The 23,624-nt window shown below is 47.6% G+C and carries 11 protein-coding genes; all 11 read right to left on the reverse strand.

What is annotated here, in order from left to right:
- Positions 1-26 precede the first annotated feature (26 nt).
- The gene (locus B5F77_RS02210) at positions 27-1,388 is read right to left on the reverse strand and encodes a Gfo/Idh/MocA family oxidoreductase (RefSeq protein WP_087327070.1); all 1,362 of its coding nucleotides are present in this window, start codon (positions 1,386-1,388) and stop codon (positions 27-29) included.
- 44 nt (positions 1,389-1,432) lie between these two features.
- Entirely contained in the window at positions 1,433-3,697 is a 2,265-nt protein-coding gene (locus B5F77_RS02215; protein WP_087327006.1) for a hypothetical protein, read from the reverse strand.
- Positions 3,698-3,930: 233 nt separating this feature from the next.
- A complete protein-coding gene (locus tag B5F77_RS02220; protein WP_087327008.1) occupies positions 3,931-5,073 on the reverse strand; it encodes a DUF6261 family protein in 1,143 nt (380 codons plus the stop codon).
- A gap of 474 nt (positions 5,074-5,547) precedes the next feature.
- Positions 5,548-7,470 (reverse strand): glycoside hydrolase family 97 protein, encoded by a 1,923-nt coding sequence (locus tag B5F77_RS02225; RefSeq protein WP_087327011.1) that lies wholly within the window; start codon positions 7,468-7,470, stop codon positions 5,548-5,550.
- A 106-nt stretch (positions 7,471-7,576) separates the two neighbouring features.
- The gene (locus B5F77_RS15935) at positions 7,577-9,979 is read right to left on the reverse strand and encodes a hypothetical protein (RefSeq protein ID WP_087327014.1); all 2,403 of its coding nucleotides are present in this window, start codon (positions 9,977-9,979) and stop codon (positions 7,577-7,579) included.
- Positions 9,980-10,046: 67 nt separating this feature from the next.
- Positions 10,047-11,174 carry a DUF6261 family protein gene (locus B5F77_RS02235; protein WP_140392795.1) on the reverse strand — a complete coding sequence of 376 codons (1,128 nt, stop codon included), beginning with the start codon at positions 11,172-11,174 and terminating at the stop codon, positions 10,047-10,049.
- 325 nt (positions 11,175-11,499) lie between these two features.
- Positions 11,500-13,836, reverse strand: coding sequence for a hypothetical protein (locus B5F77_RS02240; RefSeq protein WP_087327020.1), 2,337 nt, complete (start codon positions 13,834-13,836; stop codon positions 11,500-11,502).
- A 95-nt stretch (positions 13,837-13,931) separates the two neighbouring features.
- Positions 13,932-15,935 (reverse strand): RagB/SusD family nutrient uptake outer membrane protein, encoded by a 2,004-nt coding sequence (locus B5F77_RS02245; RefSeq protein WP_087327023.1) that lies wholly within the window; start codon positions 15,933-15,935, stop codon positions 13,932-13,934.
- 17 nt (positions 15,936-15,952) lie between these two features.
- The gene (locus B5F77_RS02250) at positions 15,953-19,189 is read right to left on the reverse strand and encodes a TonB-dependent receptor (protein ID WP_239445706.1); all 3,237 of its coding nucleotides are present in this window, start codon (positions 19,187-19,189) and stop codon (positions 15,953-15,955) included.
- A 234-nt stretch (positions 19,190-19,423) separates the two neighbouring features.
- Complete coding sequence (locus tag B5F77_RS02255) at positions 19,424-21,880, reverse strand: hypothetical protein (RefSeq protein ID WP_140392796.1); 2,457 nt, start codon at positions 21,878-21,880, stop codon at positions 19,424-19,426.
- Between the two features lie 83 nt (positions 21,881-21,963).
- The gene (locus B5F77_RS02260) at positions 21,964-23,601 is read right to left on the reverse strand and encodes a RagB/SusD family nutrient uptake outer membrane protein (RefSeq protein ID WP_239445707.1); all 1,638 of its coding nucleotides are present in this window, start codon (positions 23,599-23,601) and stop codon (positions 21,964-21,966) included.
- Positions 23,602-23,624 lie beyond the last annotated feature (23 nt).

A 23,624-nucleotide genomic window follows, 5' to 3' on the forward strand; every position in this document is an offset into this window, starting at 1 on the left:
CAACAATATCCGCTATGTCAAATTTATCAAGCCACAGGAGCCTTTCCTGGTTTAGGAACTTCACCTTCCTTATAAAAAGGCATCGCACCCATCTCATATTTTTCCGGTCCATATCGCAACGTAGAAGCCATGATTTCATCCCATGTAATCGATTTCCCCGTATAGGCAGATTCACGGCCTAAAATCGCGACCTGCGTCGAATAAGCCAAATCCTCAGCCTGATTGATTTTCTTCTCTAACCGAATCGACCCTACCAAATGAACATGCTCCTGTTCATACGGATTTTTTACCGGATGATTCTGATAATCATATTTCCACAAAACATTACCGACATAATCTGCAATTTTAATATCATCTCCATTATTCAAAAAGGCGACCCCTTTCGTGCCATAAACCTGCTCAGAGATATTCCCCTCGCAACCATCTATTTGACGAGCAGTCGCCAACATCCGTTTGGAATGTTCATAATAATAATCCACGCTGAAGAAATCATAAATATCGCCGGTAAGACGCTGTGCCCTGCCTCCAAAACCGACAGCACGCATCGGGCGCTCTCCCATAAACCAAGTTACCACATCTATATTATGGACAGCCTGATCCAGTATATGGTCGCCGCTAAGCCATTTGATATTGAACCAGTTCCGTATGCAATATTCCATGTCGCTCCATTCCGGCCTTTTTGCCTTATTCCACCAAGCCCCTTGATCCCAATGGGCCGACGATGAAACGATATCGCCTATCAAACCGTTCTTAACCTGTACATAAGCTTCCCAATAATCCTTGCGATGGCGACGCTGCGTCCCGGCAATAACGGTCAAACCTTTGGCCGTTGCCACCTTCGAAGCGGCGATGACCGTCCGAATGCCAACCGGATCCACGGCGCAAGGTTTTTCCATGAAGATATGTTTGCCCGCTTCCACTGCCGCTTTGAAATGTTCCGGCCGGAAATGGGTCGGCGTGCACAACAAAACGACATCCACCTCGTCCATTGCCATCACCTTCTGATAGGCATCAAACCCCAAAAAGCAATTCGCATCCTGCACCTCGTTTCCACAATCCTTTAATACATTCCGGCAACCCGCCATCCGGTCAGGAAAGAGATCAGCCAACGCAATGATGGAAACATTCGGTTCGGCTTTCAAAAATTGTGTCGCTGCACCGGTTCCCCGGTCTCCACATCCGATTAAAGCGGCTTTCAAAGGTTTTCCGTCTGGAGCCACCTCCACAAAAGAAAACATGCCCAATTCTTCCGGCGTATAACTTTTTGCCACTTCCCCTGCACTTTGAGAGGAAGAAGAGGTACACGAAGTAACGGCTACCGATGAGACACCCAATGGAATACCTGCACCAATAAGCGTCATATTGGTCAAAAAATTTCTTCTTTTCATACGAATTATTATCTGTTTTTTCTTTATTACTGTCTTTATCAAAACTACTTGCCTCTTGCTTGCAAATCATACGCCCGTCCCTTCTTTCCGTTTTCCATTTGGAATAACGTCCAACCCGTTCCATCGGCTTTCTTCTCCAGACGCCAGCTGAGTTTCGGGTCTTGCAACAACTTCTTGATATGTGTCGGGAACGCATCGGCACGACGAGCTTCCTCCCATGTACGAATTACATTAAAGATTGCATATTTCTGCGGACAACTTTCCACATCTTTCTGTCCAATTTTCAGGCTATACGTTGCGCCATAGCCGACAGCCGTCGCCTCGATATGCTCATACTGCTCGACGGTCGATGTGGCCGTAATCGGGAAATTCCCTCCAAAGGAAGAGGGGAAGAAGTTGGCATACGTTACGTCTCTGAGATCTTTTCCCTGGCTCGTCGTACTACCCCATACGCGCTTATCCGCGTCATACATATTCAAGCCGCCGCCCACATTCCATATGCTCTGATAATGCCAGGAGCCTTCAGAGAGTGTGGCGCCGGTAAAGCGAATGTCGGGCAAGTCATATTTCTTTGCCTGTTCAAACATATTCCGGAAGAATCGTTTCACGGAATAGGTTCCAAAGCCGCTATGGAACAAGAACTCCTGACCATCGAGGTCGTAGTACCCGATTCCGCTGTGCTTAGCCATGTCGGCATACAGTTTCCCCAGTTCGTCCTGAAGTTCCAAATTCGGTACCAATCCTTGGTAGCCCCATCCTACCGTTACCTGCAGCTTGTCGACGGCGTCCCCTTTCCGGTGCGCTACGGGTTGGGTATTCCAATAGCCGCGCGTGACGTTCAGAAGTCGGTAGGGTGCCTCTTTCGATACCCCTAAGTAATGAATCAATTCTTTTCCGATTTTGACCATGTTCAATTCCTTGCAGTGCCCTTCCCAGCAGGCAATCTCTTGCAGGTAAGTAGGGTCGTCTATGTAGATGAGGGTGTCTTTTTCCGACAGGTCTGCCGTCAGGTATCGGCGATGTTGGATGCAGGCACTATCTGAAGGGATAGGGCTACAGTCTTTTGTCCCGGGCGCCATCGAATTGGTAATAGTAGTTCGTCCGAAGATAAGTCCGTCTTTTGCCAGCAGCGCCGCAAACTCTCGGTGGGAGAGGTCTCCGCTGGTCAGGTGGAAGGGTTTCCGCTCTTCCTCTTTTCCATCAACGAAGCCGCCATTGGCACAGTCTGGGTTCAAGAAGCCCTGGTCGTAGGCCGATATCACTTTCAATCCCATTTGTTTCGTGTAAGAGGGGATACTGTCGTAGAGGTTTCCGTATGTTAGCACGTCCGGCATAAACGAGGTGGGGTCTTTCACCCATTTCCCTTGGAAAGTGGGGTAGGGCAAACCCTCTTCGCGGACAATGGTTTGAATCACGTCCATGAGCGCAAGGCTATCCGGACTTCCCCACAAGGCGATAGAGGAGCCAATATAATCGACTCCCGCCACATCTTGCCGCTGCAAATGGTTGGGTTCATTGTTTACGAACACGGGCGTTCCTTCCGGCGAATAAATCAAATCGCCTTTCCGCCTATCGCGGGATTGATAACGTATGTTGATACGTCCATTCTCGTCGACACCGGCCGTCGCGCCATAGAGCATTCGGAAGTATGGCTCTTTCCGGTTGTAGAAGGCTACGTCACTGATACCGTCGCCTCCGAGTGTCATCTGTTGCCCTTCGTGTAGTTCGACGGGCAGGGGATACTGCACATGGTTAGGTGAATGTACGATGTATCCTCCCCAACCGGTGTCGGAAGTGTAACGGGCTTCCCCGCCTATCGTATTGTCGTTTAAAGCCAATGCACCAATGGCATAGTTCACGGTGAAAGAGGTGTCGCGCGCTACGCCGATGATTTCGCCCAGCAAATTGTCGATATTGGTATAATAGTTTCCCCATTGGACCGCATCAATGCCGTCTCGGTTTTCCAGATTTTCCAACGTCAGTTTGAAGTACTTGCTTTTGGCTTCCAGTCGGACGTCGGCTATGGCTCCGTTGGCGTATTCCAACCGGTAATGGTCTCCTTGCCAGCTTGCGGCTTGCGGGTAATAGTATTTTTTCTCTTGGCTGTTGTAAAGGGATAAAAGCGGAGAGGGTTGGTCTGTCGGGCTGAAATTCCGGTCCTCTTTCGTACCGTTCCACATGCCTACAATATATCCCCGGTTATCGACATCTATTTTGAAATAGTCTGTCTGAAACGTACGTATAGTGTTATCCACACAACTTCCCATCAGAAGGATAGCCGACGTACAAGCCAAAAGAATTTTTTTCATACGTATGTTATTTAAGTGTTTCTATTTTATCTGCTTTTTTCGATACTGTCTGTATTAAAGGACTGTTTTTGGGGCTATTTGTCCCGAAAATTAGTGATTTTTCTTACACTTTAATCTATCACAACAGATTCAAAGGATGGAAAAAAGGGAGCTGAAACCCTCCCGCCATTCTTATGAAAGCACATGGATAGGATATTTCAAGCTCCCCTACGCTTATGAAGTACAAAATATTTTTATACCAACTTCAGCGTTTCCGGATACGTAATCACGACCGGTTCTTCCAGTGGAGGATTTCCCTCGCCGTTGTAGTAGGTCTCTATCCGGAATTGATAGTTCCCCTCAGTCAAATCATTAATCATGTAGAACTCGATGAGAGTAGGGGTTGCTTTCGTAATGTCTTCGGTTGCCACCTTGTCATCCAGGTCGGAGATACTCCGGAAAATAAGATCTCCCGGATTTTCGCCGGTCGCATCCAACAGATGTACATTTTCGCATTCAATTGCAATCAAAGCCCCTCGTTTTATCTCGTTCGGGTTGTCCGGATTGCCACCTTCCTTTTGATATATCCGCTTTATCACCGGTGTGGCAGGTTGAGGTGTAGGTTCGGGCGTCGGCTCGGGAGTTTCTGACGCACCCATTGTGCCTCGGCGAACCAAGATTTCATTCTGCTCCGCAATATAAGTAGTTATTTTATCTATCAGATTACCCAGAGCCGTGCGCATCGCCTCGTCTTGGTAGGCAATTTCGTTGGCTTGATACAACACATTGATGTAATTCACCAGTTCTTTGAAGGCATCGTCCACCAACGGACGAATATTCTTCATGTTCGACAGGCTTTTTCGTCCCCATTTTTCCATCGAGCGTGTTTTGAAGGTCGAGTTAAACAGTTCGTTGCTCTCCTCCAAATCCGCCACGACGCTATCCAATCCCAATGTCGTAATCGCCTCCGCATTCTTGTCTTCTTGCAATTTCAAGATCAACTTGTAGATTTGTGAGGTATTCTCCAAATAGGTTTTGTTATTAGCCTGTCGGAAAGGTTTCAATACATAAGCCAATTGCGTAGCAGCCTCGCGTTTGGCCTCATCCTTGCAATATAAGTGGGCATCCACCGTATGCCGCAGGAAGAGAAAAGCCTCATCACGCAAGACATCCGTAGTAGTTACTTGAGACGTATACGTAGACCCTTTGTCCTCATTGTATACAGCCTCCTCCCGCAGAAATTCTCCTGCGTAGAGTGTCCGTGGCGTTGTCAGATAGTTTGCTTCCGCAACCTCTTCTGTCACGTCACCCAGCACATTCTTATGAAAAAGATAGTGCTCTCCGTTCCTAAGTTTTCCTAAAAGTGTTGAGCAGTTAGGAATCTTTTTAACTTCCATAGTTGTTTTTCTTCCATTCAAAATTTTTTTGGATAAACAATCATTTCATAGCAAAGCTTCCAACTATTGGTTAGCTTTTCCCAAGAGTTCTAAAAAGCTCCTATTAAATAGCGAACTTTTTAGCATAGTTCACATTTCAAGCAGAGAAATCGATAGACTTTCGGAATGACTCCGAAACCTTCCTGTAAATCCAGGAGACTTTCAGAGCGGTTCCGAAACCTTCCTGTAAATCCAGGAGACTTTCAGAGCGGTTCCGAAACCTTCCTGTAAATCCAGGAGACGTTCAGAATGATTCCGAAACCTTCCTGTAAATCCAGGAGACTTTCAGAGCGGTTCCGAAACCTTCCTGTAAATCCAGGAAACTTTCGGAACGCCTCCGAAAGGGTATTAATTTCTCTTGGCACAAAGATATTACATTATTTTGAGCTATGAAAAATTTTGATGCAATAAAATTAGTTAATATTTTGCTGTTGTTTATTTAGAGATACGCATCACGAATCCGCCACCGCTCGGTAAAGTTTGCTTGAATACCGAACCACCACGCACTTTCGCCTCGTTCACCTCGATTTGTTTCCGCTCTCCGGCCTTGTCGCCCGCTATCATAGCTTTATACTTTCCTTTTGGCAAGAAGTCCAGCCGACAAGCGAAGTCTTTCGCCTTTTCCCCATTAAGTACCGAGAGATACCAGACATCGCCTTTACGACGCGCAACGGCCGCCAATTCCCCTATCTGGCTTTCCGGAAGTACGACGGTCTCGTCCCAGGTCACGGGAACCTCTTCAATAAATTGCCGAGCCGGACAATTCAACATGTCCTCCATATCTGCTGCGAAAATGAGCATGGGCGACGTGAACATATAAATAGTGGCTAATTGATGTCCGAAGGTCACCGAGGGAGGACAAAAAGCCCGGAAATTGAGCGGCGTATAATCGGCAGGACCCGCCAACCAACGGGTAAACGGCAATACTGTATTGTGATAAGGCCAAGCCGGTCCGGGAGCCCACGAATTTTCCCCGCCGACGCACTCCAGTCCACGTACAGCCTCTTTGGCGAGGAGATTCGGGTAAGTAAACGAATCCCCCGTCGGTTTATTCACGCCATGGAAAATGACCATTAGTTTCTCCTTCGCCGCATCTCGCAAGATAGCCTCCATCAAATCCACCGTAAAAAGATTCTCGGTATGAAAGAAATCAATCTTCAACCCCTTCACGCCAATCTCCGCGCATTTCCGCATGAAGTTTTTACGCTCCTCTGCATCGACCAAACCAATATCTGTCCGATTCCCCGATCGCGGCGAGGAGGGACGCCATACCCAGATATTCACTCCCTTCGCGCGGGCATAGTCCACCAGCTCTTGCAACATGTCCCACTTCGTGCGACCCTGCGCGTTGGGTTCTGTTTCCGGCCAATGCTCCCAGCCATCGTCGACTACGACCGTCTCGATGCCCAATTCCGCATAACCATCCACGTATTTCTTATGATTTTGCACACTCAGACGCTCCACGCCGCCCTCGACCAGCCAAGTGAAAATCGCCCGGCCAGGCTGTATCCATTCCGTTTCTCTTCCCTTAGGAAACAGTTTTTTGTCGGGCTTGTCGGATACTTGGGCGATAATTCCATTATTCACCAACCCGTTCAAATCCTTGGAGAGCATGAGCACGCGCCAGGGAGTCACCACCTGCTGTTTTCCCTCTTCCGGCGATACGACCCAAGGAAGGTCCCGCACCACTTCATGCGCATATTTCATCGGGGGCATCCCCGTAATGATTCCGGTCTCGACATGACCTTTATTTTCCACATACCCAAACTTTACGCTATTGGGAGCCGTACCCAGGAGGACAGCCCCATGATAATGAAAAAGATTAGCCTCCGTGAGGGCTGCATAAATGCCATCGGGTGTCCGGAACGTAGCCGGGGGCGCTAGCAACTCGCCTGTGATATCGTCCGTACGCCTGTCCTGATAAGCCTGAATCCATCCATATTGAAACGGACCGCTGGCATACCAGACATGCGTCCCGGAAGGGAACCGGAAACTGGTGAGCTCATCATAAATGCAAATCGGCTTTCCTTCGGCCGGGAGATGATAGCGGAGCGCCATACCGTCATCGAATAGTTTCGTCTCCAACCGAAAAGGCTTTCGACCCTTCTGGCGGACAGTATAGACGATATAATTCTCATCCAGCGTATCTGCCTTGAACTTGACAACTTCGCTCCCCAAAAGGACGTTATCCACGTTCATGCCGAGGGGCGACTCTTGAATAACCTCTTTCCCTTCGAAACTGAGACTATAGACTAATGCCTTATCTGCATTCAGGCGAACCTGCATCACCGGTTCATCTGCTTGGCTTATGCCACAAAAAGAGAGGCTTAAGAAAGATGCTAAAAGTATGTTTCTCATATTTATATGTTTTTGTAGGTAAAATTTTTCCCGATAACCAGGTCGCAAAGATAAGAAACCTGTGTTATCGGGAAAATGGAGAATCCTCTGATGTAGATGGATTATCTTATGGCAATGTAATCGCTTCGGGCGACCCTTTCGTGATGAATTGAACAACTACGTCAGGAAGGTCCTCACCGTGCGGTTCACAAGAAAAGGACAGGGCTGAATTGCCAGCCGGGATATCTGCCTTTCCTAAAGGCTCCACTTCCTGCAGTGTATTGTAATTCTTATCTGTTATGAGCGCTTTCCCATGGAAGTCATACAACAGATATTGTCCCGCTTTAATTTCACACGGGAATTGGATTGCTCCTGTAGGAGTCCGGAACGACGGATTGCGAATCGACCCTTCCCATTCTACTTTCAGTCGGATAGCATATGTGCCGCCATAGGGTGTATCCAAAGCCCAGTCAGCCCCGCCAGGCTGACCTGGTTGCATTTCATTTAAGCTGCATTGATAGGCTTTCGAGATATGCAATGGGTAAAGTTCATAGTGTTTCGCATCGAGTTTCTCCAGATGCCATTCCGTCAACGGGTCTCTCAGGCGTTCTTTTTGTGCTTCTGTAAAGGCATGGGCTTCCCGCAGCGTGTCCCAATTACGTATGGCCTCAAGGAGTTTATCTATCTGACCGTGTCGATGTAGTGTCCGGACATTGATATTCATGGCGTATCCGGCGTCGAATCCCGCTGACTCCGATAAAGCCCACTCCAAGTCTTCCAGTGATGTACATTCGAACCGGCGATCGGCAAGTCGGATGAGGAACCATCCCAACATCCGGGGGAATAGGTTCCGTTTAAAGAAGGCTTGGTTCTTGATGCGATTTTCTACCTGCCCTACACGCATTGCGGCTCCCCACGGTTCCCCCCAGTTCATACGCGTATGGATGTGCCAAGTATAATGATTCAGGTTACTGGCATCATTTAGTACATTATGATTTACTTGGTTGTAGAAATGAGTGACGAACCGTGCGGTAGCATAGTCATCTTGTCCGGTATACATACATCCTTCCAGTCCATCAAAGGAGATTTGGGCGAGACCTGTCTTGTTGAAAATCTCAGCCAGGCGGTCCGCCATTTTATCTTGGAGCGTCAAGTCGGGGAACAGCGTCCGGTAGGGATAGTCCCACAGCTTATAGAGGGGCTCTGTCTTTTTATGAGCATTGGCTGTCGTTCCGAACGCTCCACGGGTACAGTTTTTAAGCAGGATTTCCGAGCCTGCGGCTTCATAGGTGCCAAATGTGATAAGCTCCTGCCCAATTTGTAGGGCATTCAGTGTCAGCGGGACTTCAAACAGGTCAGACTTTTGGACCTTCAGTTCGGTTTGTCCGGCATCGATATCTTCTGTTAATGCCAGCGTGCCCTGTTTCAACAGATGCGCAGAGGGAACGGGCGTAACATAGGCGTCGTTTGTGGTGATGAAATTCGTGAGGGTATGGACTCCCATCTTGATACCTCGCGCTTCGGCTTTCTCGACCATGCGCCGTACCCCTTCGTCTCCAGCCGTAGTGAAGGCACTATCCCATTGGAAGTGTCCCCAGTCGCGGAAGGGTCCAGCATGGTAGACATACTTAAATCCGGCTATCTCGGCTTTATCGAGAATAAAGTCCAAGTCATTTTCCGAGAAGTTGGAGATGAGGTAGGACCGCATGGCCTTCTGCGACGTCTTGCCCCATTCGCCGTCGAACAGGGGATGTGGCAATCCCTGTGCTATTTCGATTTCGCCAATCCGGTCGAGCACCTCGGAGGCTTGGCTGCCGAACAGGGCAATCTTCGCGCCAGCAATTTCTCCATCCTTCCCTTCGACGGGCAATGTCAGCGAGCGAGCCACCTGTTGCACTTGGCGGTATTCCATTTCACTCCGCTTCCGCGCAGCAAACTGGAAGCACGTTCCATCGCCCGCATCAACAGCCGCCAGTCGCGCTACCGGCACTGAGCCAACCGACAGTTCTGCCTGCTTTCCCTCTTTGGGGTAGAGGGCTTGAAACATCTCGATATACTCTGTCGGGACGCCCGCCGTGGTTTTAATGTTTAATGACTGCATTCCAAATGCCAGTCCCTCTCCTTGGGCTACCCCAATCACATCTCCCACGGTCTCGTGTATCGATACCTTGAGGGGACAGAGCAGTACCGCGTCATAGTTTTCAGGTACCCGTGCGATTTCCAGCGTCACGCAGTCGTCGCCTTCTGCATATTTGAGCGTCATTTGCTTCCCGTCTTGTAGGGTGAGCTTGATTTGCTGTTTGCCAGCCTCCATCCGGACGGGTTGCCAAATCCCCTGTTCCGTACAGGCTGCCACGAGTGGATAACTACCCGCCAAGATTTCTTTTCCCTCTACGCGGACAGAGCTGAAGAAGCCCTTCTCATCCAGCGTGATTTCCGTGGCCTTGGTGCGCAAGACCAGTGTCTCTCCTGCCTTTGCCGCCGGGAAAAGAAGCCAGCAAAGCAGGATAGTCAACATCATGTGTTTCATTTTATAAAAGTGTTTTTAGAATTAAATCATACAACATGGGCGGGGACCTTTATCCCCGCCTATTTCTTTACATCAACAATTTGATAGTTTGCGGATATTCCACCACGAGCGGGCTACCCCCATCGTAAGTCTCTATACGGATGGTATAGTCTCCTTCCGTGAGGTATTCTGTCATGATAAATTCGCAATACTTATTCGACCGTTCCAGAATATTCTCTGCCGGAACCGTATCATCCCAATCGGTGTTGCTTCGGAGAATAATATCCCCCGGACCATCCCCCGTCTCATTGACAAGCTCAAAGCCCCCTGTCCATTCTATCCGTGCCCGTTTGCCCTTTTTAATTTCATTCGGCTTATCCGGATTCCCCTCTTCTACTTGGTAGACAGCTGTAATCGCTGCCTCTTCCGGCTTAGGTTCGGGGTCATCGGGAATATCCACCTTCGAGCCATCGCCACGGTGGGTAATAGCATCATTCAGTTCTATAATATAGGAATTAATCGTGTCAATCAGTTTCCCTAAAGTAGTCCGTACCTCGTCCGACTTTTCTGTCAGTTCATTGGCATAATACAATACATTTATTGTCGTGACCAACTCATGATAGGCCGCATCCACTTCCGGACGAATCGTCTTCATATTTACCTTCACCTTGCGAGAATGTTTCTCGCCGGAGCGGGCATCAAACAGGGTTTGGAACTCATTATTCACCGTCTCCAGTTCCGTCACTATCTCCGTCAGCCCCAACGTAGCCAACGGCTCAGTATACTCCTCCCGTTTCAAGTCCTGGATCAAGCTATACACCTCAGAAGTATATTCCATATATGATTTCCTGTCTGCCGAGCGATAAGGTTTCAACACAAACGATAACAGCTCGGCCGCGGCTTGCTTGTCCGCCGACCGCAGGCGCGTCCCGTTCTCTATTTCAGTTTTCAAATAGAGAAAGATTTTACTCCGTTCCTTGTTCTTTTCCGAAATACTTTTCGTCGAAGCATAGCCCACATTCGTTTTATAGACCTCGTCCTCTATCAAGTATTTCGCTACATACGGCGTACGTTGTGCTGTCAGATGCTGAGCTTCCGCCAGTTCCTCCGTTACGATGCGCGTCACTTTCATGTGAAAATTATGATGCTCACCATTACGACTCTTACTCAATAAATTCAGACACTTCGTGATTTGTTTTACTTTTGTTGTTTCCATTGTATTATTTATTTAATTATGTTTTCATGACACCCCCGAAACTTTGCCGCAAGTTGCGTGGGACTTTCGGGACACCCCCGAAACCTTGCCGCAAGTTGCGTGGGACTTTCGGGACACCCCCGAAACCTCGCCGCAAGTTGCGTGGAACTTTCGGGACACCCCCGAAACCTTGCCGCAAGTTGCGTGGGACTTTCGGGACACCCCCGAAACCTTCCCGCAACTTGCGCGGACTTTCGGGACACCCCCGATGCTTCCCACACGCAAAGGCTTCCTTTGCAAAGTTAGTATTTATTTTTGAAACCAAGTTTTTGGGATAAGAAAAATATTATTTTTCAGGTCGTAATATCACTTTTTCGCCTTTCGATAATTGTAGCGAGAGTACTTCGCCTTTCAGCACCTCTTCTTTTCCATCGGCTCGAACCAAACGGCAAGCCGTCTCCTCGCCCCATGGATTTTCTACCCTGCAGGGGCGACCCTGTTCACTGAAAATCGAAACTTCTTTAACCCGACCCGCTTCGCAGGAAGAGGAAACCAGAAAAGCGCCATACGTGCGCAAATCCCGGAAGCTGGCTGGTTTCTCTTTCGGCCAAACCGGGAAAACGCGGATCATGCCTTCATAACCTTGCAATAACATCTCGTTGATACAAGAGGGAACTGCACTCAATGACTCAATGCCACCACCACCTTGCGGTATCCATAAATTCGGGTAGGCCGTCTGCTGGATGCGTTCTTTCAACTTTTCCAATAGTTTATTCCCATCATAGCCCGTACGAACAGCCGAGGTAAAATAGGTCTCTATTCCATTACTCAGGTTATCCCAATGCGAGTCATACCACTCATAACCGGTCTGCTCCGGCTCGTCCCAACGCTCAATTTCCTTCCGAAGCACGTTCGCAAAGGCAGAGTCTGTCACTACCCCACATACGCCAGACGGGAAAAGCAAGCCATGCATCATAACACGCCCCAGACCTGGCGCTGTGCGACTTCCGGAACCATTTCCACCTTCACACGCTTTTATTTTCATCACCCCATTCTCCTCAACAGTCGGAATGGCACTGAGGTGCGTCAATATATGATTCCATTTCACTACCCGCTCTTGGTCTATGTTCAGAAATTGGCTCATATCAATAATCCCTTTATACAGCATCCGAACCAATCCCAGCGACACCGTCGGGTTGATATCGCCATAATTTCGCTTCCAATCTTTACCTTCCCACGGACCCACTTCCCAGAAGTTATCCGCATAGCTTACATACCGTCCATTTTCGTAGACCAGATAATCTTCCCAGAAGTCCGCCACTTCACGGATGAAGGGATATACCTTCTCGGCATACGCGCGGTCATACGTATGATAATAGCGCATAAACATGTTTGCCGTCGCAAAAACCGCGTTGCTCTTCTGTCCCAAAAACATATAGCCACCCTCAATGTTATTGTCTGGCGTGCCATATTGCTGCATCATCGCTTCCGGCGTCAAGGGAAACATGCTGGAGCAAAAACCCTTCGGTCCAATGCCCACAGGGTAATATACCCCTTTCTGATGCAAAAACTCCTGGGCATGCACTTTCGCGCGAGACATATATTCTAAGATGGGCGTATCGTAAGGTTCCGTCAGCTCCACATGGTTCGAAGAATATGCGCCCCACCAAGGCGCCTGGTGATTATAGTTCAAGTGATAATCGCCAGCCCAGCCACCTGCCGTCGCATCCATCGTCAAAGATGTGCCCCACAAGCCCGGTGCAAACTCCGCATCGCGGCTGCAGCAAGCTAAGAGGTATTGCGAACCATAATAGTATTTTTCCAAGAAGGAATCATGCAACGTCACCTGCGAAGCCTGCCAAAAATCGCACCACCAAGCCCGGTGCACTTGATACAGTTCCGCCAACTGTTTCTCTCCTTTTATATTTTCCGCTCTATTCACGGCCTCTTCCTGATAATTCCGCTGGTCGTGGTTCGAGCAAAACGAAAGTATCAACGTCGCCTTTTCACCTTTCTTCAATGAAAGCCTCGACCCATCCCATTCTTTATCCACCGACGTTATCGCAACTGCTACGGCAGAGGGCCATTCCAAATCATCACCTTCAAATTTACGGACGAACCATTGCGTCTGGCCCTCCTTTCCTTGGCTGTTCTGCGAATCCATTCCTTCACCTAAACGAAATGAACAAACTAAATCGATAGGTGCTTTCACAGCTTCCAGTTCTATCACCACCTGATTTTGCACTGCAGCACACCAGGCTTTCATGTGCAACGCCAAGCTGTCGGCCTGTGTAAAGGAGGTATGGATAGTTGCATCCGCAATCGACTCCCGTGTGATATAATCCGCACCCGCCAACGACGGCGCGGCGATATGCAATTCCCCCACATAGCACACGCCCCCATCCGGATAACCCTTCTTCGATTTCCAGAAATCATTTTTCGAAAAGTAGAACACCGATTCCTCCGGTTTTCCACCCAACACCATCCCGATATCCCCATTCCCGCTAATTGCCCCATCCGGCACGAGATGCGTAGGTATATGCGCAGGAGGCGCCGTCCACACACCTTCATAGGCAGGCAAACCCTCCTCCTTGTTCACTACGCCGGTAGAAGGTTGGCAACTGCCCCCTAAAAACAAACAGACCACGCTGCTTGCCCATACATAAAATATGCTCTTGTTCATAATCCACTTAATTAAAAGAGACAAGCCGACACGCGACTTGCCTCTTATTTAGTATGTTTGTTGCAAATATACAACTATTATCGAAATAAACCACTTTATTCCTCTGCCGCTTCGTTAGCCCGTAATGGCCAGCCCGGATTCTGATAGATAGGTGAATCCGCATAATCACCACCGGCTTCCGAAGTAAGCTGGAAATGCTTGATGGCAATCGGATTCAGATAGTGTGCCATTTTCCAAGTGAAACCATCGTATGCCAACGTACGCGCAATCTGGTAAGGACGCAAATACTTACTCAACTCGGGCGACGATACATTCGCTTCCGGATTATCAACCCCGTAAATCAGCTCGTAAGTCTTATCCGTCTTCGCTGCTTCTGCATATTGAGCCGGATAATATTCGCCCCATATCTTCATACCCTCGATGTGGTACGGTTGGTTAATAAGTTGGTCCAACGAACGCCAGCGACGCAAATCGTCCATACGATAACCCTCCGCCATAAACTCGCAGCAACGTTCGCGACGGATGTTATACAGCGTCTTATCCACCAATGCACCTGCGGAATAGGCACCCCAGTTTGCCAACGCCTCCTTGCTCATATCGGTTGCATCAATTGTTTTCTGGATATCCGTATCCACGCCGGCGCGTTCCCGAATACGCTTCCAGTAATCCATCGCCTTGCTGTCCAACGATTGATACCGCTCATAATAAGCCTCGATATAGTTCAGGTAAGCTTCTACGGCACGATACACGATACAACCATTGTAGCCACCCCAGTTATCACACAAGGCCTTATCCGGATTGACGCCCTTGCGGTTGGTATAGCCCGTATTATACCGGAACTGCTCCGACCCACTTGTGATATTCGGCAAGAACGGCTCCACGATAGCGCCGTGAGTACCCATATTCGTATTGATCCACATGTTGATTTGTCCCGGCTCCTTGAGGAAGAGGTACGCCCGGTCGTCGCGGTCTGTGCGGACATCAGCAATCGATTCATCCCCATGATAACCGCTGCCGGGAGCATACCAAGGCAGACCGTTCTTCATCAAATAGGTATCGACCATCCCTTTCGTCACGCCGACACCCAAATTGGAAGTGCTGGAGTTCACGGGAATATTGTTGGTAATGCCCAAACCCTTGTCGTAGGCCTTCCAAAGCAACACTTCATCATAAATAGACATATCGATAGCCCCGTACATCTCCACGAATGGGTTCGATTCGCCTACGCCTTGTGGGAGAATACCCGTGTTCGATGTCAATGTAAAGTTAGACGCCACTTCATCGGCAGCCTGAATAGCCTGCTCCAAGAACCAGTTGATTTCATTGTCGATACTACCAGACTGAAATTGATAGCCCTGGTTGTAATCCTTGCTTGCACCTGGCCAACCCGGTCCGTTTGGTACAAAAGCAGTCCCTTTGAAATACTTCAGCCAGGTGCCTTCGAAGAGCGCCACACGCGACTTCAGCAGCTGCGCTACGGGTTTGCTAAGCCGGTTCCGCTTGCCATCAGGAGACTCCTGTTTCATCAGCATAATGGCCGAATCCAAATCCTGAATAATAAAGCGGGCCACTTCCGTACGCGGCATACGCTTGCTGGCCTCGACCAATTCAGCCTTTTCATCCTTGTATGTCCGCGTCACAATCGGCGCGTCGCCAATAGCTACCAACTTTTTATAGTGCTGAAGCGCGCGGAAGAAATACATTTCACCAATGTAATGGTTAATCATATCGGGGTCACCTGATATTTCCCCTTGGGCATGCCGCGGCACTACGTTGTTCAAGAAATAATTGATATGGTACATTTCGCCCCAGTCCCAGTCGCCTCCTGTGGCATCCACTTTCCATTCACCCTTGGTGTATTTGGCCGGCACGCTCATACCCGCCTGTACGTCCGTCTGGTTATCGCTGGCAAACGGGTCATTCACGGGCAACTGTCCGTAGCGGTTAATAGTATATGCCTCCAACTGCGATTCCTCCAAGAGATAATCCTCGGGCGTGATACTCGACGGGGGCACGATATCCAATTTATCATTGCATGCAGACAATGTCACCATGCCGATGCCCAAAATAAGGCTGAAAAAATTATTTGTCAGTTTCATGTTGAATCCTTTCCTATTTAAAAGTTTACATTAATACCTGCCGAAATCGTTTTAGACAAGGGGTAACCGATACTACCCGTTCCGCCGCCCAACTGCTCGGGGTCGAAGATACTGCTCAGGCCTGTCCCTGTCCACAAATTCTCGCCAGATAAGAATACCCTGAATTTCGAAATGCCCACGCGCTCAGAGAGGGATGTCGGAAGCGTATAACCTACCGATAGGTTCTTCAAGCGGATATAAGCCGCATTCTGGAGATAGCGCGTTTGAGTTTGATGGTTCTTAGCCGTACCATCCACCGGACGCGGGTAATACGCATCCAGATTTTCTCCCATGAGGTGATCCGGGTCGTTACGGAAATAATCCATGTGCTGTTCAAACGCTACGGAGCGCCAAATCCAGTCGCCATAACCCCAGAAATTATAGCTGCCTTCCCAATAATCGCGCTTCATCGTGCCTTGGAAGAACGCGCTGACGTCGAAACCTTTCCACTGCGCTGCCAAACTCAATCCGAAACGGAAGCGAGGCGTATTGTTACCAATGACCTTCAAATCGCCATGGTCGTCTTTCGTGTAGGCTCCATTGTTGATGACACCGTCGCCATTCAAATCCTTATACATAATATCACCCGCTTCCCATTGGCTACCCAACGGATTCTGTCCACCGTTAGGCAAAGAGGCTAAGTGATTATCCATCTCTTCTTGTGTCTTAGCGATGCCGATTGTCTCATACCCCCAAATTTCGCCAATCGTCTGCCCCGTGTAGTATTTATTCAAGTCATACGTGTCGTTGGGATAATTGGTGATTTTCGTGCGATCGTCCGAAAGATTGAACGCCACCTGGTACGCGAAGCCATTCGGTAACTGATCCTTCCATCCGACGGTCAGCTCGATACCCTTCGTCTCCAAGTCCGTATTATTCGTTTTCGGCACAGCCGTTCCCAAGATACCCGGTAACTCCGGTGCCGGGCCAATCATATCCAACGTCTGGCGACGATACCATCCGAAGCTCAGGTTCAACCTATTTTGCAAAGCCGACACATCAAAACCAAAGTCGAGAGTCTTAATTGTTTCCCATGTCATAGTCGAACTGATGATACCTGGACCATCTGCTGTATTCGGCTTCACGCCGTTCACGAGCCAACCCCCGTTAGCTGTCCCGACCGGCATCGTGAGGTAAGTGGGATACCAGGAACTTGTATTTTGATTTCCCAGCGTACCGAATGAAGCACGCAATTTCAATACATTGACATAATCAGTCCAATCCGCCCAGAAATCTTCTTGCGCGATGTTCCAACCAGCCGAGAAAGAGGGGAACCATTTCCAGCGTTGGTCCTGACGGAAACGGGAAGTTCCATCATAACGCAAGTTCACTTCCGCCAAGTAACGGTCCTTCCAATTGTAGTTCAGACGGCCGAAGAACCCGAACACAGCCCATTCATTGCGAGCACCACTTACTGTCGGAGGCGTAATCTTACCGCTACCGTCCGTTCCATTCGTGATGTCAATAACGTCCATGCCGGGCACCATGATACCATTGCGGCGCGCCTCGAAGGAATTATTCCAATACTGTTCAGACTGGAATCCGAGCATGACTTTGAGGTTGTGTCCACTTTCAAACGCATGAGAATAGGTTGCGTAGAGGTTGGGATTCATATAACTATAGGTGTTGGAGTATTCGCGCACCTCGGTATTGTCCGCATTCGGAATCGGATCCCCTGCGACATTGTGGTTATATGTCTTTTGCGTATCCCAATGGTTGTGTTGACTTGTAAATGAATAGTTGACATCGCCATTGATGACCAATCCCTCGAACGGGTTGATGACCAAAGCCAACTGCTGCGTCATGATATTGAAGTTGGTCTTATCACGACCTCCCTCCGCAATGCCTAAAGCAGGCGAAGGCGAACTGAAGAAGTAGTCATTATCGTCGTAGACCGGCAAGACGGGCCACGTCTGATATCCCAACGCACCGATATTTCCCATGCGGTAAGGACGGTCATAATCCGAACGAGAATAACGTACTCCATAATTTACACTCACCACCTTGGATAGCTGAGCCGATAATTTCAAATTGGTAGCATAACGCCGATACGTATCCTCGCTCAATTTCATCATACCACCCGCATCCAAGAAGTTTACGGAAGCATACGCTTGTAATTTGTCTGTTCCGCCCATCATGCTGGCTGTATGTTCTTGCGAAAAGGTCCATTTGTTGAAGAGAACGTCCCACCAATCCACGTTAGCATTAGCGTAATCGTATCCGTCCGCCCATACACTGGGATTGTTTGGGTCCGGGATGTTGACAGTTGTAATCTTCCCATCCATATAATCGCGAATACGCTGCATGCGTTCCGGGGTGAATTTACCGGTTGCTTTCGCGTTGATGGCGGCGTCGTTGAAGTAGGTCGCGAACCGGTACGAATCTACGGTATGTGGACGTTTCACCGGCGTATTCCAGCGCAAGGAATTGTTATAGTTTACGGTAAATCTTCCCTCTTTTCCTTTCTTAGTCGTAATCAATATAACGCCGAATGGGGCACGTGAACCGTAGATAGAAGAAGCTGCTGCATCTTTCAATACCGAAACGCTTTCTATATCCTGAGGATTCAGCATGTTCATATCTCCTTCCATACCATCGATTAAGATGAGCGGACTACCACTCGAACCCTCTCCGATAGTCGTGGTACCGCGGATATTAATTGTTGGCGCCGCGTCCATGGTACCATCCGTTTTGGTAATATTCAATCCCGGCATGACGCCTTGAAGCATCATCGCTACATTTTGTACGGGTCGGTCTTCAAATGTTTCCGAATCGACCGTTGAAACAGCCCCTGTCAAGTTCACTTTTTTCTGTGTACCGAATCCGACCACCACTACTTCTTCCAAGGCTTTCGTGTCTTCTTTCAAGACAATCTTAAAAGTACTTTGGTTTTCTACGCGCACGGTCTGCGTAAGGTAACCAATATACGAAATTTCCAACACTGCGTTGTTTGGAACCTCCAAAGTGAACTTTCCATCCATGTCCGTAATGGTTCCTTGATCTGTAGTCCCCTTGACCAACACATTCGCGCCAATGACAGGAATCCCGGCTTCATCGTAAACGGTTCCAGAAACCTTCTTGCTGTTTAATTGATTAAAAATCAGCGATTCACCCCCCCCGATAACGTTCGAAGTCTTACTGTAAGGATGCGCTTCACTCTTGTGTGTTTTTTCGGCTAACGCTCCTTGCGTCGCCATACACAGTGGTACCAACAAAATTGGTATCGATTTAAAATGATTCTTCATGTGTACCATACAATGAGTAATAAGTTAATAAAATTAGTTTTTTTGTTTCTGCTTTTATGAGAACATAAGATAAGACCAGGTTTTTGGTATTTTGTACCTAAAAAAATCCACTTTTTTCATCTATTGGAGATAAATCTCAAAAATAGGTTATTATCCAAACATAAAATGGGGGAATTATTTTAGATTCAATTCCCCCTTTCGCATTTATTTTATCATCTCCTGATTCCCCAGCGACTTAAATTCGAACCGGATAGAAGGTGATTTGGAAGAAGAGAATCCACATTCTACTACTATGTTATTAATACCTTGACTCCATTGGGCTGTCAGAGGCAAGTCATATTTAGCAAATGACTTCCAATATTCATCACAAGCATAAAGATACTTTCCATCACAATAGAGCTTGTTTCCCGTTTTCAGGGTAACAGGCAAGGTGAAAGAGGTCCCTTCGATTTGTATGATGGGATTTTGAATAGTCGCATGAGGATCTTCTCCTGCCTCTACATAGGCATAGAATTGTACAGGTTGTGCTTCATACGGGTTGTCAAAGGTGAATTTTCCTTGCAGCGGTTCTCCGGTCTGTACGGAACGATATTTAAATACGTGGTTGCCATCTAGTTTTACTTCATAGAGCATCCAAGTATCCTTGTCCGACTTCTCCAAATGAAATTCACACTTGGGATCTTTCATCTTTTCCCGCTGGGAGGCCGTTAGCAGATGATGATTCCGCACATATTGCCACTCGCGAATCGCTTCAAATAGGCGGCTCTTGAATCCATTCTTCTCAATGCTTTCATCGACTCGCAAAAGATAACCTGCATCAAAGCCAGCACTACGGGCTTGAATCCATTCAATATCTTCCGGGCGATACGTTTGTTCCAACTTAAACCAACCCAACATGCCAGGCATCAGATTCCGTTCGAAGTATCGTTGGTTCTCCAAGCGATAATTTACTTGACTTTCTCGAAGGTTATCATACCATGGTTCGCCCCAATTCATGAATGAATAGATATGCCACCAGTAATGGAAAGGTGACGAACCACAGGAGATAATGCCCTTGTCTTGCAAATCATCAAACCATTCCTTTAAAAACATCGACGCACCCATCACGCCGTGTCCCGTAGGCGAACCGCCATAATACCCATCGAAATCCATGAGATCAATGCCTGTTTCGTTGCATACTTGTGCTAATCTTTTAGCATAAACTTGTTGTAAATGGATATCTGGAAAGAAACCGCTATAACAATTATTTACTAATTTGTCTATCCGTTCGCCCGCTTTATGTACCGTCGGCTTAGTTCCGAATTGCCCGCGCGTACAGTCGAGCAATTTATAAGGTTTTTCAGTCGATAGAGCACGATAGGCAATGATTTCATCTCCTATTTTGGCTGAATGGGTTTCACCTAAATAGCGAAAATAGGTTATTTCATCTACTTCAATCTCTGTATCTGTTTCGCTTATCGCTTTGGACAAGGCTGAACTGCCTGCGATGCAAAGACTGTCGCATGGAATAGGGCTCACATAAGGGTCATGTGTGGAAGTAAACATCGTTAGGGTATGTACGCCAATTTGTTTGCCCCGTGCGTGCGCTTTGTCAGTAAACGCTTTGATGTCCGAAGCTCCTTTGGGGAAGCGAGGAGTATGTAAATCAAAATGTCCCCAACTTTTGAAGATATCACCAATATGAATCAAGTCAAACTGGCACGAATCAGCATAATCCAAGGCTTGATCCAGATCTGCACCCTCATAAAGCATATAAGCAGGGTTCACATTAGCACGTGTCTTAATCCATTCACCATCAATAGTAGGATGTGGCAATCCTTCTGCTTGTTCTATCTTCCCAATGACATGTAATGCTTCATCCGATGGTACCGCAAAAAGTGCGATGGAGGTTCCGATGAAATCTTGGTCCAACGCAGAAATGAATTGTTTCCTGTCATATAAATCTGCTATCCTTTCTTTCCGCCAATCACGAGCAAAAAATTGAATATCGCTGCCATACGGACGGGCGACGGCGGCATTCCCCCGGAGTTGGCGAATACATTCTGGCAAATCGCCTGTCTGATTTACATCAATAGCTTCTACTTTTTGTCCGATTTTATCCTTATATTCATCCAGGACCTCTTGCCCAGGAAGTGGATTGACATAAACTTCTCCCGTGGCATCATCGCCTAAATGCGGCACACCTTCCGTGGTGCTAATTTCCAGTGGTTGGACTCCGATGGCAAAGACTGAATCCCTTACTACACCTACCGTCTCTCCAATGTACTGGGAAAGGGTCGTAGCATAGGGCCCCCAAGCCACAGCTTCGATTCCCTCGCGAGGTTCTAGCGATTCTAGGCGCAGGTGGAGATAATCTCCCTTCACCTCCTTTGCTACAATAGCTTTAGCTTGATTTCCAAACGTCAATATCCATTTCCCTTCTGCTACTTGTAAATTCGTAGGATGAATATATTCTTCTCCATTATAGAGTGCTAGTATAGGAGATGGGTTTCCTTGAGGCACATAATTTTTGCCAGTCCGGAGATCTGTAATTTCACAAATAAATCCATCTTGATTTACTTTTACATCCGCATAGGATGTAGATAATTCATCCACATAAGTCTGCTTGCATCCATAGAATATCAAGCTACAGGCCAAAAGACAGGTTGTCCAGTTTCTCATTTTCATTTTATTCTTTTTGAGTGAAAGTTAAAATAATAAGGAAGTCTTAGAAAGTATACTAAGACTTCCTCGTTTAAAAATAGTTACTCTAAAGCCGGATTGAATGATCCGCCCCAATCAATATTTTGTTCCAAATTCGCATTTTGCTCAATCGAACTTTGTTGGATAGGGAAGAAATAATAGGTATCTGGTACGTGCATTTCTGTTTCACCTACGGTATATACCTCTTGTATCGTGTAAGTGAAATCTTCGGGCAATAATTCGTATCGGTTGGCTGCCTCTTGTACTTCGGGTGTGATTTCACCTTTATATGTGCCCAACAAACCATATTTATGCATACCATTCAGAACATATAACATACGGTTGCGACGCAAGTCCCAAAAACGCTGTCCTTCGAAGGCAAACTCAATCCGTTTTTCATCTAAAAGTGCTTGACGCATCTCTTCCGTATTCATACCGGCGTCCAAACCATACAATCCGTCGTCTCCTGGTTCGATACCAGCCCGTGCACGGATTTGTTTCAAGACATCATATCCTACCTCCGTATTTCCTTTTGCGCAGGCAATCTCTGCATAATTAAACATCACCTCGACAAAGCGCATTTCAAGCCAATCGTAGCTATTGTTTGTTACCTCTTCCCGCGGATTGCTTTCCATGATGCCCTTGCGAGGGAAAAATCCTGTTCGGTTATATGTATTGGTCAGATAGAATTCGTCATCTATGCGTGCGATATTATGCACAGTGTATTGTCTGCGTCCCGCAATAGCACTTACTTCAAAGGTAGAACCATTCCAAACCTGCGAAGCCTCAAAGCGAGGATCTCGATTTTGCCAGTAAGTTTGCAAATCATACGGATATTTCTCCGATTCGCCAATACGCTTTCCATCTTTCATGGGGTAGGCTTCAATGAGGTCCCAGATAGCTTGGTCGCCCCCGGTGTTATCTTTCGATTCCGAAAGCGGACGGCAAGTCTGTTCATTACGACCATCTTTCTTATTATTGCCATCATAAACCACTGCAATGACGGCCTCTTTGTGACGCTCTGTTTCAAAAACCGACGTATAGTCATCTACCAAGCCATATCCGCGAGACAACAACGTCTCATAGGCCTCTTTATTTACTTCATAAGCCTCATCCACATACGGATTGTCATATCCACTTTTGGGATTAAACTGCGGACTTGCCTTATACAAGAGGACCTTTGCCTTCAACGCCAATGCGGCCGAGGCGTCTATACGTCCATAGTCTGTTCCTGTATATCTTTCGGGGAGTACAGCGATGGCACTGTCCAAATCCTGCACAATCAAATCAAAACACTCGGAAGAAGTATTTCGATGGACATATAAATCGTCCACTCCTTCCTCTTGCACATGAGTAATATAGGGTATTCCCCCATGATAAACCAAAGCCTTGAAATAATGATAGGCCCGCATGAACAGGGCTTGGCCTCTCAGTTCCTCTTTTACCTTCTCCGGAAGGTCGCCTGTCTCCAAGCCTTCCAGCATGACGTTGATTTTATAAATAGTAGAATAAGGCCAATACTTGCAATTGCTATTATTCGGTTGTACCAGATTCGATGTCAGGATGCCACTCGTTTCATCAGCATACAGACCTCCACAATTAAGCGGCCAACCAGAGAAAGTAGAAGCGTAGATATTCGTGAGGTAAGCATTTGAAAGATTTTCATCATTCCAGACATCATCCGGACTATAGTTACTCATATCTTTAATGTCTAATACGTCTG

The organism is Parabacteroides sp. An277 (genome assembly GCF_002159645.1).
GTDB lineage: Bacteria > Bacteroidota > Bacteroidia > Bacteroidales > Tannerellaceae > Parabacteroides.

What these genes read in the sequence shown, in the direction of transcription:
- B5F77_RS02220 (WP_087327008.1), bottom strand. Translation starts at nt 5,073, where the DNA reads ATGGAAGTTAAAAAGATTCCTAACTGCTCAACACTTTTAGGAAAACTT.
- B5F77_RS02240 (WP_087327020.1), bottom strand. Translation starts at nt 13,836, where the DNA reads ATGAACAAGAGCATATTTTATGTATGGGCAAGCAGCGTGGTCTGTTTG.
- B5F77_RS02225 (WP_087327011.1), bottom strand. Translation starts at nt 7,470, where the DNA reads ATGAGAAACATACTTTTAGCATCTTTCTTAAGCCTCTCTTTTTGTGGC.
- B5F77_RS02260 (WP_239445707.1), bottom strand. Translation starts at nt 23,601, where the DNA reads ATGAGTAACTATAGTCCGGATGATGTCTGGAATGATGAAAATCTTTCA.
- B5F77_RS02215 (WP_087327006.1), bottom strand. Translation starts at nt 3,697, where the DNA reads ATGAAAAAAATTCTTTTGGCTTGTACGTCGGCTATCCTTCTGATGGGA.
- B5F77_RS02255 (WP_140392796.1), bottom strand. Translation starts at nt 21,880, where the DNA reads ATGAGAAACTGGACAACCTGTCTTTTGGCCTGTAGCTTGATATTCTAT.
- B5F77_RS02245 (WP_087327023.1), bottom strand. Translation starts at nt 15,935, where the DNA reads ATGAAACTGACAAATAATTTTTTCAGCCTTATTTTGGGCATCGGCATG.
- B5F77_RS02235 (WP_140392795.1), bottom strand. Translation starts at nt 11,174, where the DNA reads ATGGAAACAACAAAAGTAAAACAAATCACGAAGTGTCTGAATTTATTG.
- B5F77_RS15935 (WP_087327014.1), bottom strand. Translation starts at nt 9,979, where the DNA reads ATGAAACACATGATGTTGACTATCCTGCTTTGCTGGCTTCTTTTCCCG.
- B5F77_RS02210 (WP_087327070.1), bottom strand. Translation starts at nt 1,388, where the DNA reads ATGAAAAGAAGAAATTTTTTGACCAATATGACGCTTATTGGTGCAGGT.